At 54.9% G+C, this 14581-nt stretch carries 14 protein-coding genes and 1 other annotated feature; of the genes, 12 read left to right on the top strand and 2 right to left on the bottom strand.

The genetic code is table 11. The annotated features are described in order from the left end of the window. Positions 1-87 precede the first annotated feature (87 nt). The 7 genes from yidA (at position 88) to AC07RN_RS17440 (ending at position 7225) form a co-directional block, all read left to right on the top strand. Entirely contained in the window at positions 88-900 is an 813-nt protein-coding gene (gene yidA, locus AC07RN_RS17470; protein ID WP_011915273.1) for a sugar-phosphatase, read from the top strand. Between the two features lie 225 nt (positions 901-1125). Then, the gene (gene dgoR / locus AC07RN_RS17465; protein WP_011915274.1) at positions 1126-1815 is read left to right on the top strand and encodes a D-galactonate utilization transcriptional regulator DgoR; all 690 of its coding nucleotides are present in this window, start codon (positions 1126-1128) and stop codon (positions 1813-1815) included. Beyond that, complete coding sequence (locus AC07RN_RS17460; RefSeq protein WP_478336944.1) at positions 1812-2690, top strand: 2-dehydro-3-deoxygalactonokinase; 879 nt, start codon at positions 1812-1814, stop codon at positions 2688-2690. The genes dgoR and AC07RN_RS17460 overlap by 4 nt, the downstream gene beginning before the upstream one ends. After that, positions 2674-3291 carry a 2-dehydro-3-deoxy-6-phosphogalactonate aldolase gene (locus AC07RN_RS17455; RefSeq protein WP_478336943.1) on the top strand — a complete coding sequence of 206 codons (618 nt, stop codon included), beginning with the start codon at positions 2674-2676 and terminating at the stop codon, positions 3289-3291. The genes AC07RN_RS17460 and AC07RN_RS17455 overlap by 17 nt, the downstream gene beginning before the upstream one ends. Then, positions 3288-4436, top strand: coding sequence for a galactonate dehydratase (gene dgoD / locus AC07RN_RS17450; protein ID WP_011915277.1), 1149 nt, complete (start codon positions 3288-3290; stop codon positions 4434-4436). The genes AC07RN_RS17455 and dgoD overlap by 4 nt, the downstream gene beginning before the upstream one ends. A gap of 174 nt (positions 4437-4610) precedes the next feature. Continuing rightward, positions 4611-5948, top strand: a complete 1338-nt coding sequence (locus AC07RN_RS17445; protein ID WP_071818706.1) for an MFS transporter — start codon at positions 4611-4613, stop codon at positions 5946-5948. Positions 5949-5998: 50 nt separating this feature from the next. Beyond that, a complete protein-coding gene (locus AC07RN_RS17440) occupies positions 5999-7225 on the top strand; it encodes a YidR family protein (protein WP_478336942.1) in 1227 nt (408 codons plus the stop codon). On the opposite strand, the gene AC07RN_RS17435 is transcribed toward AC07RN_RS17440, so the two are convergent. Further along, positions 7226-7558 (bottom strand): YceK/YidQ family lipoprotein, encoded by a 333-nt coding sequence (locus AC07RN_RS17435; RefSeq protein WP_186753229.1) that lies wholly within the window; start codon positions 7556-7558, stop codon positions 7226-7228. Between the two features lie 247 nt (positions 7559-7805). Beyond that, positions 7806-7878, top strand: a sequence feature (ROSE (Repression Of Heat Shock gene Expression) occurs in the 5'-region of heat shock genes and acts as an RNA thermometer to modulate expression.). On the opposite strand from AC07RN_RS17435, the gene ibpA reads away from it, so the two are divergent. The 3 genes from ibpA to AC07RN_RS17420 all read left to right on the top strand — a co-directional run bounded on the left by ibpA (position 7872) and on the right by AC07RN_RS17420 (position 10669). Beyond that, positions 7872-8282, top strand: coding sequence for a small heat shock chaperone IbpA (gene ibpA / locus AC07RN_RS17430; protein ID WP_011915281.1), 411 nt, complete (start codon positions 7872-7874; stop codon positions 8280-8282). (Overlaps the previous feature by 7 nt.) 132 nt (positions 8283-8414) lie before the next feature. Further along, the gene (gene ibpB / locus AC07RN_RS17425) at positions 8415-8843 is read left to right on the top strand and encodes a small heat shock chaperone IbpB (RefSeq protein WP_011915282.1); all 429 of its coding nucleotides are present in this window, start codon (positions 8415-8417) and stop codon (positions 8841-8843) included. A gap of 164 nt (positions 8844-9007) precedes the next feature. Next, positions 9008-10669 (top strand): putative transporter, encoded by a 1662-nt coding sequence (locus AC07RN_RS17420; protein ID WP_478336941.1) that lies wholly within the window; start codon positions 9008-9010, stop codon positions 10667-10669. On the opposite strand, the gene AC07RN_RS17415 is transcribed toward AC07RN_RS17420, so the two are convergent. After that, positions 10637-11383 (bottom strand): GntR family transcriptional regulator, encoded by a 747-nt coding sequence (locus AC07RN_RS17415; RefSeq protein ID WP_011915284.1) that lies wholly within the window; start codon positions 11381-11383, stop codon positions 10637-10639. The genes AC07RN_RS17420 and AC07RN_RS17415 overlap by 33 nt on opposite strands. 220 nt (positions 11384-11603) lie before the next feature. Between AC07RN_RS17415 and AC07RN_RS17410 the strand changes: the two genes are divergently transcribed. Together AC07RN_RS17410 and AC07RN_RS17405 are read left to right on the top strand one after the other, a co-directional pair. Continuing rightward, positions 11604-13220, top strand: coding sequence for an alpha-glucoside-specific PTS transporter subunit IIBC (locus AC07RN_RS17410; RefSeq protein WP_478336940.1), 1617 nt, complete (start codon positions 11604-11606; stop codon positions 13218-13220). Then, a complete protein-coding gene (locus tag AC07RN_RS17405) occupies positions 13217-14539 on the top strand; it encodes a 6-phospho-alpha-glucosidase (protein ID WP_478336939.1) in 1323 nt (440 codons plus the stop codon). The genes AC07RN_RS17410 and AC07RN_RS17405 overlap by 4 nt, the downstream gene beginning before the upstream one ends. Positions 14540-14581 lie beyond the last annotated feature (42 nt).

Below are 14581 nucleotides of genomic sequence, written 5' to 3'. Positions count from 1 at the left end.
CTATCCCCCTTTCTCCACGACTCTTTTACTGTTTTCCATGCGGAATCGCGTTAGCATGAGGACAGACTCATTTAAATCGGGGATCTCATGGCCATTAAACTCATTGCAATCGACATGGACGGCACATTGCTGCTGCCGGACCACACTATTTCTCCTGCTGTTAAAAAGGCGATTGCCGCCGCGCGCGCAAAAGGCGTGAATGTGGTGCTGACCACGGGCCGTCCCTATGCCGGTGTTCACAGCTATCTGAAAGAGCTGCACATGAATGAGCCGGGTGATTACTGCATCACCTATAACGGCGCGCTGGTTCAGAAAGCCGCTGATGGCAGCACCGTGGCGCAAACAGCACTGAGCTATGACGATTACCTGTACCTCGAAAAATTGTCCCGCGAGGTCGGTTCCCATTTCCACGCACTCGATCGCAATACGCTGTACACCGCCAACCGCGATATCAGCTACTACACCGTGCATGAATCCTTTGTCGCCACCATTCCGCTGGTGTTCTGCGAAGCCGAGAAAATGGATCCGAGCACGCAATTCCTGAAAGTCATGATGATTGACGAGCCCGCGATTCTGGATCAGGCGATTGCCCGCATTCCGGCGGAGGTAAAAGAGAAATATACCGTGCTAAAAAGTGCGCCGTATTTCCTCGAAATCCTCGATAAACGCGTCAATAAAGGCACTGGCGTGAAATCACTGGCCGACGCGCTGGGCATCAAGCCGGAAGAGATCATGACCCTGGGCGATCAGGAAAACGACATCGCGATGATTGAATACGCAGGAATGGGCGTGGCGATGGAAAACGCAATCCCATCGGTGAAAGAGGTCGCCAATTTCGTGACCAAATCCAATCTGGAAGACGGCGTTGCCTACGCCATCGAGAAATTCGTCCTTAATTAAGCCTGTTTCAACTTATCAGCCTCGGTTATAGACCGGGGCTTTTTTTTGCCTTCAGATTAATGAATTGTTCTTTTTGTGATCCAGATTGTAGTACAACTTATATTTGTTGTACTACATTACCGGCATGGCAATGACGAACAACCTCACGTTTGTACTGCAAAAGTGAGGCGAAAATCAGCGGTCGCGGTAAAGTAGTGATGGACACATAGAGCACAAGGACTCTCCATGACGCTGAATAAAACCGACCGCATCGTTATCACGCTGGGCAACCAGATTGTGAGCGGCAAATACGTACCCGGTTCGCCGCTGCCCGCAGAAGCCGAACTCTGCGAAGAGTTTGAAACCTCGCGCAATATCATTCGCGAAGTGTTTCGTTCGCTGATGGCGAAGCGGCTGATCGAAATGAAACGTTACCGTGGCGCGTTTGTTGCCCCGCGTAACCAGTGGAATTACCTGGACACCGATGTCCTGCAATGGGTACTGGAAAACGACTACGACCCGCGTCTGATTGGCGCGATGAGCGAAGTGCGAAATCTGGTGGAACCGGCCATCGCACGCTGGGCGGCGGAACGCGCGACCTCGGGCGATCTGGCGCAAATTGAGTCGGCGCTCAACGACATGATTGCCAACAATCAGGATCGGGATGCCTTCAACGAAGCGGATATTCGCTATCACGAGGCGGTGTTGCAGTCTGTTCACAACCCGGTTTTGCAGCAGCTTAGCGTCGCGATCAGCTCGCTACAGCGCGCAGTATTTGAACGAACCTGGATGGGCGATGAGGCCAACATGCCGAAGACGCTCCAGGAACATAAAGCGTTGTTCGATGCGATACGGCATCAGGACAGCGATGCGGCAGAGCAGGCGGCGCTCACCATGATCGCCAGCTCAACACGAAGGCTAAAGGAAATCACATGACATCTCGCTACATCGCTATTGACTGGGGATCGACCAATCTGCGCGCCTGGCTTTATCAGGACGACAGATGCCTGGAAAGCAGGCAGTCCGAAGCAGGCGTCACGCGCCTGAACGGTAAATCCCCCGAAGCGGTGTTAGCAGAGGTGACATCAGGCTGGCGCGATGGCACCACACCGGTGGTGATGGCCGGAATGGTTGGCAGCAACGTCGGCTGGAAAATTGCCCCGTACCTGCCTGTTCCTGCCCATTTCTCGGCCATTGGCGAGCAGTTAACGTCCGTTGGCGACAAGATGTGGATCATTCCAGGCTTATGCGTTTCTCGCGACGATAACCATAACGTGATGCGCGGCGAAGAGACCCAACTGCTCGGCGCGCGCTCACTTTCTCCATCTTCTGTGTACGTGATGCCCGGTACCCACTGTAAATGGGTGCTGGCGGATGGCGAGCAAATCCACGATTTCTGCACCGTGATGACCGGTGAACTGCACCATTTGCTGCTGCGTCATTCGCTGGTGGGCGCAGGTTTACCGGAACAAAAAAACGCTCCTGACGCGTTCACTGCCGGGCTTGAGCGCGGTCTCGCCTCGCCTGCCGTTTTGCCACAACTTTTTGAAGTTCGCGCGTCGCACGTGCTGGGAAATCTCCCGCGTGAAGAGGTCAGCGAATTTCTGTCCGGCCTGCTGATTGGCGCAGAAGTCGCCAGCATGCGCGATTTCATCGCCAGCGAGCAGGCCATCACGATCGTCGCCGGTTCATCGTTAACGACGCGCTACCAGCAGGCGTTCAGCGCCATTGGGCGCAAGGTTGCAACCGTGGCAGGCGATACGGCATTTCAGGCAGGCATAAGGAGCATCGCTCATGCAGTGGCAAACTAATCTTCCTCTTATCGCGATTTTACGCGGCATCACGCCGGACGAGGCGCTGGCGCACGTTGGCGCGGTTATCCACGCCGGTTTTGACGCGGTCGAAATCCCGCTGAACTCTCCGCAATGGGAAAAAAGCATTCCTGCGGTCGTTGATGCTTACGGCCACAAAGCACTGATTGGCGCCGGTACGGTTCTGAAACCTGACCAGGTGGACCAGCTCGCGAAAATGGGCTGCAAGCTCATCGTCACGCCGAATATCAATCCAGAGGTGATCCGCCGCGCGGTCGGTTACGGCATGACCGTCTGCCCAGGATGCGCCACGGCGACAGAGGCGTTTACCGCGCTGGACGCAGGCTCGCAGGCGCTGAAAATTTTCCCGTCGTCAGCCTTCGGCCCGGACTACATCAAAGCATTGAGAGCCGTGCTTCCGGCGGATGTTCCGGTCTTCGCTGTGGGCGGCGTCACGCCAGAAAACCTGGCGCAATGGTTGAAAGCCGGTTGTGTGGGCGCAGGCCTTGGCAGCGATTTGTATCGCGCCGGACAGTCCGTGGAACGTACCGCAGAGCAGGCAGCCGCATTTGTTAAGGCGTATCGAGAGGCAGTGAAATGAAAATAACCAACATCACCACGTACCGTTTACCCCCGCGCTGGATGTTTTTGAAAATCGAAACTGACGAAGGCGTCGTGGGCTGGGGCGAACCGGTCATCGAAGGCCGCGCACGCACCGTAGAAGCGGCGGTACATGAGCTAAAAGAATATTTAATTGGTCAGGATCCGGCGCGCATTAACGACCTGTGGCAAGTCATGTACCGCGCAGGCTTTTACCGCGGCGGCCCGATTCTGATGAGCGCTATCGCGGGTATCGATCAGGCGCTGTGGGACATCAAAGGCAAAGTACTGAACGCGCCGGTGTGGCAGCTGATGGGTGGTTTGGTTCGCGACAAAATCAAAGCCTACAGCTGGGTCGGCGGTGACCGTCCGGCGGAAGTGATCGACGGAATTAAAACTCTGCGCAACATCGGCTTTGACACTTTCAAGCTGAACGGCTGCGAAGAGATGGGCGTGATTGATAACTCGCGTGCGGTAGACAAAGCGGTAAATACCGTGGCGCAGATCCGCGAAGCCTTCGGCAATGAAATTGAGTTTGGTCTCGATTTCCACGGCCGCGTCAGCGCGCCGATGGCAAAAGTGCTAATCAAAGAACTCGAGCAATATCGCCCGCTGTTTATTGAAGAACCGGTTCTGGCGGAACAGGCCGAGTACTATCCGAAACTGGCGGCACAAACCCATATTCCGATTGCCGCGGGTGAACGTATGTTCTCGCGCTTCGAATTCAAACGCGTGCTGGAAGCCGGCGGCCTGGCCATTCTGCAGCCGGATCTGTCGCACGCAGGCGGTATCACCGAATGCTACAAAATCGCCGGAATGGCCGAAGCCTACGACGTGGCGCTAGCGCCGCACTGCCCGCTGGGACCGATCGCTCTGGCAGCCTGTCTGCACGTGGACTTTGTTTCGCGCAACGCGGTGTTCCAGGAACAAAGCATGGGCATCCACTATAACAAGGGCGCGGAATTGCTCGATTTCGTGAAAAACAAAGAAGACTTCAACATGGAAGGCGGTTTCTTTAAACCGTTGACGAAGCCGGGCCTGGGCGTCGAAATCGACGAAGCCAAAGTCATTGAGCTGAGTAAGAATGCGCCGGACTGGCGTAATCCATTATGGCGGCATGAGGATGGCTCGGTCGCCGAATGGTAATGTCTTTCATTCTTCGCGCTACAGGGGCGTTGGCTGCGTTTTCTTACCCCGGTCACATACTTTTGTATGCTCCCGGGGACGCGAAAACTTGCCGCCTTCCTGCACCACGAATTATTTCAGACAACTTTTTTAAATAAAAAATAGATCAAACACACCCTCTGTAATTTACAGGGCATGGTGAGTGGCCTCGCTATGCCCAAAATCTGGAGACAGATTACGATGGATATTCCAGTTACTACTGCAAAACCAGGGCGTCGTCGCTATCTGACGCTGATTATGATCTTTATTACCGTGGTGATTTGCTACGTCGACCGCGCCAACCTTGCCGTTGCGTCGGCCCATATTCAGGAAGAATTTGGCATCACTAAATCGGAAATGGGCTACGTGTTTTCCGCGTTTGCCTGGCTTTATACGCTCTGCCAAATTCCCGGCGGCTGGTTCCTTGACCGCGTGGGTTCACGACTGACCTATTTTATCGCGATATTCGGCTGGTCAGTGGCGACGCTTTTCCAGGGTTTTGCGACGGGTTTAATGTCGCTGATCGGCCTGCGCGCCATCACCGGGATTTTCGAAGCACCGGCGTTCCCAACCAATAACCGGATGGTCACCAGCTGGTTCCCGGAGCACGAACGCGCTTCCGCCGTGGGCTTTTACACCTCGGGTCAGTTTGTCGGTCTGGCATTCCTGACGCCGCTGCTGATCTGGATTCAGGAGCTGCTGAGCTGGCACTGGGTGTTTATTATCACCGGCGGCATCGGCATTATCTGGTCGTTCATCTGGATTAAGGTTTATCAGCCACCGCGCCTGACCAAAAGCATCACCAAAGCCGAGCTGGATTATATTCGCGACGGCGGCGGTCTGATCGATGGCGACGCGCCAGCCAAAAAAGAAGCGCGCCAGCCGATGACCAAAGCGGACTGGAAACTAGTCTTCAACCGCAAGCTGGTGGGCGTATACATCGGGCAGTTCGCGGTCACGTCAACGCTGTGGTTCTTCCTGACCTGGTTCCCGAACTATCTGACGCAAGAAAAGGGCATCACCGCGCTGAAAGCCGGATTTATGACCACCGTGCCGTTCCTGGCCGCATTCTTCGGCGTGCTGCTGTCGGGCTGGCTGGCCGATAAGCTGGTGAAAAAAGGCTATTCGCTGGGCGTGGCGCGTAAAACGCCGATTATCTGCGGCCTGCTGATTTCGACCTGCATCATGGGCGCAAACTACACCAACGATCCGGTGTGGATTATGACCCTGATGGCGATTGCGTTCTTCGGCAACGGCTTTGCGTCGATCACCTGGTCGCTGGTCTCATCGCTGGCACCGATGCGCCTGATCGGCCTGACGGGCGGCGTATTTAACTTCGTTGGCGGCCTCGGCGGGATCACAGTTCCACTGGTGGTGGGCTATCTGGCGCAGGATTACGGCTTTGGCCCGGCGCTGGTGTATATCGCCGCCGTGGCGCTGATCGGCGCGCTCTCTTACATCCTGCTGGTTGGCGATGTGAAACGTGTAGGCTAATGCTTTGCGATGCTTTACCCTGATGCGATAACCGCGCATCAGGGTATCCCATGAAACAAATCACTTTCGCCCCCCGCCATCATCAACTCACGAATATCAACACCTGGACCGCAGACAGCCAGTGGCTGGTGTTTGACGTGCGCCCGTCCGGTGCGTCGTTTACCGGCGAAACCATTGAACGTGTGAATGTCGAAACGGGCGAGTGTGAGGTGATTTATCACGCCGGTCATGGCGCGTATGTTGGCGTGGTGACCGTTCATCCGACCGATGATAAGTACGTGTTTATCCATGGCCCAGAAAATCCGGACGCGAACTGGCAATACGATTTTCATCACCGCCGGGGTGTGACGGTGCAAAACGCGCAGGCAGAAAATCTCGACGCGATGGATATCACCGCGCCCTACACGCCTGGCGCGTTGCGCGGCGGCAGCCATGTTCATGTTTTTAGTCCCAACGGACAGTTTGTCAGCTTTACCTATAACGACCATGTGCTGCACGAGCGCGATGCGAAACTTGATTTACGCAACGTGGGCGTGGCCGCACCGTTTGGCCCGGTGACGCCGCGCGGCAATCATCCGCGAGAATATGCAGGCGCATTCTGGAGCGTGCTGGTGAGCCACACGACGCCGACGCCGCTGCCAGGCAGCGATGAGATCAATCGTGCTTACGAAGAAGGGTGGATAGGTAACGATCGTGTGGCGTTTATCGGCGATACGCTGAGTAACAGCGGCGAAAAAGTGCCCGAACTGTTTATTGTCGATCTGCCAAAAGACGAACAGGGCTGGAAACGTGCTGGCAGTGAACCGCTGGAAGGAACGGCTGAAAAGATGCCCGCACCGCCCGCCGACGTGGTGCAGCGTCGTTTAACCTTTACCCATCAGAATCGCTTTCCGGGCCTGGTCAATGTCCCGCGCCATTGGGTGCGCAGTCATCCTCAGGCCAAAGAGATTGCGTTCCTGATGCGCGATGATAACGGCGTGGTGCAACTGTGGCTGATCGCGCCAGAGGGCGGAGAACCGCGCCAGCTGACGCATAACGCCAGCGATATTCAGTCGGCGTTTAACTGGCATCCGTCGGGCGATGTGCTTGGATTTGTGCTGGAGAATCGCATTGCGCTTGCGGATTCACTCACCGGAAAAGTGACCTTTTTGACGTCCGATCACGGCATTCCGCCATCAGGCGACGCCATCGTGTTTTCACCGAACGGACAGCTTATAGCGTGGATGGAAGAGACGGCCGGTTTCCGTCAACTTTGGGTCACGGAAACCGGAAAGTAATTACGGGGCAGGCATTGCAGCAGGCGGGATAACAGCATTGGTCGCCAGATTCTGTTTCTCGCTGGCTTCGACCCGTGAGCGCACGGAGCTGTCGGTGCGGAACAGGTCCCATGGGACTAATAGCGTGTCCATCACTGCCGTAAAAGGCAGATCCAGGATCGCCAGGGATTTGGTGCCCCAGTTTGTCTCGTCATCCGAAATCATCGCAGCGCTGGCGCGCGTGCCAGGATATGTTCCTTCTTTACCGCCGGTGTGAGACATCACGCTCGAACACCCGCAAAGTAAAACCATCACGCTGCACGCTGTCAGCTTTATCAGAACATTTTTCATCATCAGTTAATCAACGTTAATGGCCCGATAGAATAGCGATATCAATTTATAGCGAGCCATGTGCGAAATGAATAGTTGAAAAGCACTGCTCTGTGGCAGCCATCGCAGTTTAACCCTTTGTGCTGTAGCCCCAAGTCTATGCGAGTGCCAGCAAAGTGCAAAAAAATCTTACACGTTGAGTCTTGAAAAGAACGGAAGCAGACCCATTTTATGTGTGTAGCCCAAGAACGAACACGCCTGCGGGGTGTTTGGTGGCTCAGTGGTCTGTCCATCGTGGAAGGCCAAAATGACTTGCTGATTTCAGGAGCTTTGATTTATGCGTAATTTCGACTTATCTCCGCTTTACCGTTCTGCTATTGGTTTTGACCGTCTGTTCAACCACTTAGAAAATAATCAAAGCCAGGGCAACGGCTACCCTCCTTATAACGTTGAACTGGTGGACGAAAACCACTACCGCATCGCCATTGCTGTCGCCGGGTTTGCTGAAAGCGAACTGGAGATCACCGCGCAGGACAACCTGCTGGTGGTGAAAGGCGCGCATACGGCTGAGCAAAAAGAGCGCACCTATCTTTACCAGGGCATCGCTGAGCGCAACTTTGAGCGCAAATTCCAGCTCGCCGAAAACATTCATGTTAAAGGCGCAAACCTGGTGAACGGTCTGCTGTTTGTCGATCTGGAACGTGTGATTCCGGAAGAGAAAAAACCGCGCCGTATCGAGATTAACTAATTAAGCGGGTCGCGCTGGCGGCCCACCCAGAATTGCTTGCCGTAAGGGAGCAAATGCGAATCCATCCGGATTTGCAGGTATAACTACGCACAAAAAATGTGCTGAACTCGCTTCTCAGAAGGAGAAAATAGTATGCGTAATCATGATTTATCCCCACTTCTGCGTCAGTGGATCGGTTTTGACAAACTGGCTAACGCCCTGCAAAGCACCGCTGAACACCAGGCTTTCCCGCCGTATAACATCGAAAAAAGCGATGACAACCACTATCGCATCACGTTGGCGCTGGCCGGGTTCCGTCAGGACGACTTGGATATCCAGCTCGAAGGCACGCGTTTAACGGTGAAAGGGACGCCTGAAAAACCGGAAACCGAGACCAAATGGCTGCATCAGGGTCTGGTTATTCAGCCGTTCAGCCTGAGCTTTACGCTGGCCGACCATATGGAAGTCACCGGTGCGACCTTTACCAACGGGCTGTTACATATCGATTTGACCCGTAACGTGCCCGAAGCGTTGGCTCCGCAGCGTATCGCCATCAGCGACCGTCCGGCACTGAACAGCTAATCCCCTGCGGGGTGATGCTCTCACTCCGGCCTCTCCCACAGGGAGAGGGTGAAAAGATAAGGCCCTGCCTCGGCAGGGCTTTTTTGTGCGCCATCGCCCATACAACCCCCTCACGCTCTGAGAGAATCCTTAAAATAACTCAGGTTATGCTCAGGGAATCGATCATGAGTGATATCGCATTAACGGTTAGCGTGCTGGCCCTGGTGGCGGTGGTTGGGCTGTGGATTGGCAATATCAAAATTCGTGGTGTTGGGCTTGGCATCGGCGGGGTGCTGTTCGGCGGGATTTTTGTTGGCCATTTTGCCGAGCAACTGGGCATCACGCTCAGCGCTGAGATGCTGCATTTCATTCAGGAATTCGGCCTGATCCTCTTTGTGTACACCATCGGCATCCAGGTCGGTCCGGGTTTTTTCGCCTCTCTGCGCGTCTCCGGCTTACGGCTCAACCTCTTTGCGCTCGGGATTGTGGTGATGGGCGGCGTAGTGACCGCCATTCTGCACAAACTCTTCGAGATACCGCTGCCGGTGGTGCTGGGGATTTTCTCCGGTGCGGTCACCAACACGCCAGCGCTGGGTGCTGGACAGCAAATATTGCGCGATCTGGGCATCGCGCCTGACGTCGTAGACCAGATGGGGATGAGCTATGCGATGGCTTATCCGTTCGGGATCTGCGGGATTCTGCTGACCATGTGGCTGGTGCGCGTTCTGTTTCGCATCAACGTTGACGACGAAGCCAAAAAGCACGAATCCGCGATAACCAACGGCCACGCGCTGATCAAAACCATCAATATCCGTGTCGAAAACCCTAACCTCAGCAATATGGCGATTCAGGATGTCCCGATTCTGAACAGTATCAGCATCATCTGCTCGCGCCTCAAACGCGGCGATATGCTGATGGTGCCATCGCCAGGAACCGTCATTCAAATCGGCGATTTACTGCATCTGGTCGGGCAACCGGGGGATTTACACAGCGCGCAGCTGGTGATCGGCCAGGAGGTCGAAACCTCTCTTTCCACACGCGGAACCGACATGCGTGTGGAGCGTGTGGTGGTCACGAACGAACAGGTTTTGGGCAAGAAAATCCGCGATCTACAGGTGAAAGAACGCTATGACGTGGTGATTTCACGCCTTAATCGCGCGGGCGTTGAACTGGTCGCAAGCCCGGATGCCAGCCTGCAGTTTGGCGATATCCTCAATCTGGTGGGGCGTCCGTCGTCTATCGACGCGGTAGCCGATATGGTGGGCAACGCTCAGCAAAAATTGCAGCAGGTACAGATGCTGCCGGTGTTTATCGGCATTGGGCTTGGCGTGTTGCTCGGGTCTATTCCGCTGTATATGCCGGGGTTTCCGGTGGCGCTGAAGCTTGGCCTGGCGGGCGGGCCGCTGATCATGGCGCTGATTCTTGGGCGTATCGGCTGCATCGGTAAGCTGTACTGGTTTATGCCGCCGAGCGCGAACCTGGCGTTGCGCGAGCTGGGCATCGTGCTGTTTCTGTCCGTTGTTGGGCTAAAATCGGGCGGTGATTTTATTGATACGCTGGCTCACGGCGAGGGCATCAGCTGGATTGGCTACGGCTTTTTCATCACCGCCGTTCCACTGCTGACGATCGGGATTCTGGCGCGGATTTTCACCAACATGAACTACCTGACGCTGTGCGGCATGCTGGCCGGTTCGATGACCGATCCGCCTGCTCTGGCCTTTGCCAATAACCTGCACGCCACCAGCGGCGCGGCAGCGCTGTCCTATGCCACGGTTTATCCGCTGGTGATGTTCCTGCGCATCATCACCCCGCAGCTACTGGCCGTGCTGTTCTGGGGGATGGGCTAATAGCGCCTCAGGATGGATGCGCCGCAGATGGTAGTCCACCTGGTAATCACTGGTATTGCGGAACATCACGGAATAATTGAGGAACTCGCCGCTGTCGCTGTAGGAAAGAGACGTTATCCGCAGCAGCGGCGTATGCTCAGGTAAGTTCATATAGCTGGCAAGTTGTTTATCCGCCAAAACCGGTGTCAGGCTTTCAATGTTGCCGCTGATCGTTATCCCGCACTCCTTCTCAATATAATCAAACTTCGACCCTTCAAGATGCGCCAGCGAAAGATGACGGAACAGTTTTACTGGCATAAAACTGTCTTCCAGCATCAGCGGTTTCCCCTCGACGTAACGCACCCGGCGCGAAAAATAGATTCGCTCATCAATCTGGATGCGCAACTGGCTGGCAATGGCTGGCGGAGCGGGCATCACTTCAAACTGCAATACCTTGCTCTGCACCTCTTTTCCCTGCTGGCGCAGCACCTCCACTAACCCCGTCAGGTTGGTGGTTTCATGATGGACGTCTTTTCGCGCCACAAAGGTGCCGCTGCCATGGCGACGTACCACCAGGCCCCAACTGACCAGCAGATCCAGGGCTTTGCGGATGGTCATACGCGCGACGCCAAACTCCTGCGCCAGCGTTTTCTCACCGGGTAAGGGACTGCCGATATTGTAGTCGGAGGAATTCAGCCGCAAACGTAATCTGTCAGCAATAGATTTGTAGATCACCTGTAGACCTCTCTGCCCCTATTTATACGGTCATTTCACTCAAACATGTCCAGATTTTAAGTTAAAAGTAGACCTCACTGAGCAAAATAAAACCATGAATGCGATCACGAATCGCAGCGGCGCGCAATGTTAACGACTGAGCAAATTCTTATTCTGATTTCAGGCCAGCAAAAAACCATAAAGGCCTCTACTCCTACAGGTTGTTAAATGAGGATTTAAAATGCTCAGTCAAATACAACGTTTTGGCGGCGCCATGTTTACCCCGGTGCTGTTATTTCCCTTCGCAGGCATTGTCGTCGGTATTGCCATCATGCTGGGCAATCCGCTTTTTGTGGGTGAGGCATTAACGGCACCCGATCATTTATTTGCACAGATTATTCATATTATTGAAGAGGGCGGCTGGGCGGTGTTTCGTAATATGCCGCTTATTTTCGCCGTTGGCTTACCGATTGGTCTGGCGAAACAGGCTCAGGGCCGTGCCTGTCTGGCGGTGCTGATTAGCTTCCTGACCTGGAACTACTTTATTAACGCGATGGGAATGACCTGGGGTCATTTCTTTGGCGTGAACTTTATGGCCGAACCCACTGCAGGAAGCGGGTTGGCGATGATCGCCGGTATCAAAACCCTCGATACCAGCATTATTGGCGCGATTGTTATTTCCGGTCTGGTGACGGCGATTCACAACCGCTATTTCGATAAACAGCTTCCCGTCTTTCTTGGCATATTCCAGGGCACTTCGTTTGTGGTGATCATCGCTTTCTTTGTGATGATTCCGTGTGCGTGGCTCACGCTGCTCGGCTGGCCGAAAGTTCAGATGGGCATTGAATCCCTTCAGGTCTTTTTACGCTCTGCCGGGGCGCTCGGGGTGTGGGTTTATACCTTTCTGGAACGCATTCTGATCCCAACCGGCCTGCATCACTTTGTCTATGGTCCGTTTATTTTCGGTCCGGCAGCGGTAGAGGGCGGCATACAGGTGTACTGGGCGCAGCACTTACAGGAATTTAGCCAGAGCACCGAACCGCTGAAAACCCTGTTTCCGGAAGGCGGCTTTGCCTTGCACGGTAACTCGAAAGTGTTTGGCTCTGTCGGGATTGCACTGGCGCTGTGGTACACCGCCTCGGCGGAGAATCGCGTTAAAGTTGCCGGGCTGCTGATCCCCGCCACGCTCACCGCCATGCTGGTGGGCATTACCGAACCGCTTGAATTTACCTTCCTGTTTATATCGCCGCTGCTGTTTGCCGTCCACGCCGTGCTGGCTGCCACAATGGCGATGGTGATGTACATCTTCGGCGTGGTGGGCAACATGGGCGGCGGGTTGCTTGACCAGTTCCTGCCGCAAAACTGGATCCCAATGTTCCACAACCATGCCTCGATGATGTTCACCCAGATAGGCATCGGTCTGTGCTTCACCGCGCTCTATTTCATCATCTTTAAAACGCTGATCGAACGCTTCAACTTCAAAACGCCGGGCCGCGAAGAGAGTGAAATCAAACTCTACAGCAAGGCCGACTACAAGGCTGCGCGTGAGCAAACCACCGTTGCGGCGAATACCTCCGCAGGCCAGGCCGCGGGTTATCTGCAGGCGCTGGGCGGGGCGGGCAATATCGAAAGCATCAATAACTGCGCCACCCGGCTGCGTATCGCGCTGGTCGATATGGCAAACACACAAAGCGACGACGTCTTTAAATCCCTTGGCGCCCACGGTGTGGTTCGTCGCGGCAACGGCATTCAGGTGATTGTCGGGCTGCACGTCCCGCAGGTGCGCGATCAGCTTGAATCGCTGATGAAAACTCCTTCCACCCTTGAATCATCTACCCTGACAGAGGCTGTATCATGAAAAAATTCTCAGTTGTTATTGCAGGCGGCGGCAGCACGTTTACACCTGGTATCGTCCTGATGCTGTTGGCAAACCGCGATCGCTTCCCGCTTCGCGCGCTGAAGTTCTATGACAACGACGGTGCGCGTCAGGAGATCATCGCCGAGGCGTGCAAAGTGATTCTTCAGGAACAAGCACCAGAAGTTGATTTTAGTTACACCACCGACCCAAAAGCGGCGTTTACCGACGTTGATTTTGTGATGGCGCATATCCGCGTCGGCAAATATCCGATGCGTGAAAAAGATGAAAAAATCCCGCTGCGTCACGGCGTGTTGGGTCAGGAAACCTGCGGCCCGGGCGGGATCTCCTACGGTATGCGCTCTATTGGTGGCGTCCTTGAGCTGGTGGATTATATGGAACAATACTCGCCGAACGCGTGGATGCTGAACTACTCCAACCCAGCGGCGATCGTGGCGGAAGCGACCCGCCGACTGCGCCCGAACGCCAAAATCCTCAACATCTGTGATATGCCGATCGGCATTGAAGGGCGCATGGCGCAGATTGTCGGCCTGAAGGATCGCAAAGAGATGCGCGTGCGTTACTACGGGCTTAATCACTTTGGCTGGTGGACGTCGATTGAAGATTTAGACGGTAACGATCTGATGCCGAAACTGCGGGAGTATGTCTCGAAAAATGGATATTTACCGCCGTGTAACGATGCGAATTCCGAAGCGAGCTGGAACGATACCTTTGCCAAGGCGAAAGACGTCCAGGCGTTGGACCCGGACACGATGCCAAACACGTACCTGAAATATTACCTTTTCCCGGACTACGTGGTGGCACACTCCAATCCAGAACGCACCCGGGCGAATGAAGTCATGGATCACCGCGAGAAGCACGTGTTCAGCTCCTGCCGGGCGATTATCGAAGCCGGGAAATCCTCCGCGGGTGAGCTGGAAATCGACGAACATGCGTCTTACATCGTCGATCTGGCGACCGCTATCGCCTTCAACACGCAAGAACGCATGCTGTTGATTGTGCCAAACAACGGCGCTATCCATAACTTTGATGCGGACGCGATGGTCGAAATTCCGTGCCTGGTGGGCAAAAATGGCCCAGAACCGTTAACCGTGGGTGATATTCCGCACTTCCAGAAAGGGTTGATGGGCCAGCAGGTGGCCGTCGAAAAACTGGTGGTTGACGCCTGGGAACAGCGCTCTTACACCAAACTGTGGCAGGCGATTACGCTGTCGAAAACCGTGCCGAGCGCCTCTGTGGCGAAAGCCATTCTTGATGACCTGATCGACGCGAACAAAGCGTATTGGCCAGAGCTGCATTAATCCTGACCCCCGGCATCGTCATGATGCCGGTCTCCTTGTCCG

This window comes from Lelliottia sp. GFLA7 (assembly GCF_056490165.1).
This window is presented reverse-complemented; position numbering and strand designations above follow the sequence as displayed.

Excerpts from the sequence above, each read along its gene's own strand:
- yidA (WP_011915273.1), top strand. The coding sequence starts at position 88 with ATGGCCATTAAACTCATTGCAATCGACATGGACGGCACATTGCTGCTG.
- dgoR (WP_011915274.1), top strand. The coding sequence starts at position 1,126 with ATGACGCTGAATAAAACCGACCGCATCGTTATCACGCTGGGCAACCAG.
- AC07RN_RS17460 (WP_478336944.1), top strand. The coding sequence starts at position 1,812 with ATGACATCTCGCTACATCGCTATTGACTGGGGATCGACCAATCTGCGC.
- AC07RN_RS17455 (WP_478336943.1), top strand. The coding sequence starts at position 2,674 with ATGCAGTGGCAAACTAATCTTCCTCTTATCGCGATTTTACGCGGCATC.
- dgoD (WP_011915277.1), top strand. The coding sequence starts at position 3,288 with ATGAAAATAACCAACATCACCACGTACCGTTTACCCCCGCGCTGGATG.
- AC07RN_RS17445 (WP_071818706.1), top strand. The coding sequence starts at position 4,611 with ATGGTGAGTGGCCTCGCTATGCCCAAAATCTGGAGACAGATTACGATG.
- AC07RN_RS17440 (WP_478336942.1), top strand. The coding sequence starts at position 5,999 with ATGAAACAAATCACTTTCGCCCCCCGCCATCATCAACTCACGAATATC.
- AC07RN_RS17435 (WP_186753229.1), bottom strand. The coding sequence starts at position 7,558 with ATGATGAAAAATGTTCTGATAAAGCTGACAGCGTGCAGCGTGATGGTT.
- ibpA (WP_011915281.1), top strand. The coding sequence starts at position 7,872 with ATGCGTAATTTCGACTTATCTCCGCTTTACCGTTCTGCTATTGGTTTT.
- ibpB (WP_011915282.1), top strand. The coding sequence starts at position 8,415 with ATGCGTAATCATGATTTATCCCCACTTCTGCGTCAGTGGATCGGTTTT.
- AC07RN_RS17420 (WP_478336941.1), top strand. The coding sequence starts at position 9,008 with ATGAGTGATATCGCATTAACGGTTAGCGTGCTGGCCCTGGTGGCGGTG.
- AC07RN_RS17410 (WP_478336940.1), top strand. The coding sequence starts at position 11,604 with ATGCTCAGTCAAATACAACGTTTTGGCGGCGCCATGTTTACCCCGGTG.
- AC07RN_RS17405 (WP_478336939.1), top strand. The coding sequence starts at position 13,217 with ATGAAAAAATTCTCAGTTGTTATTGCAGGCGGCGGCAGCACGTTTACA.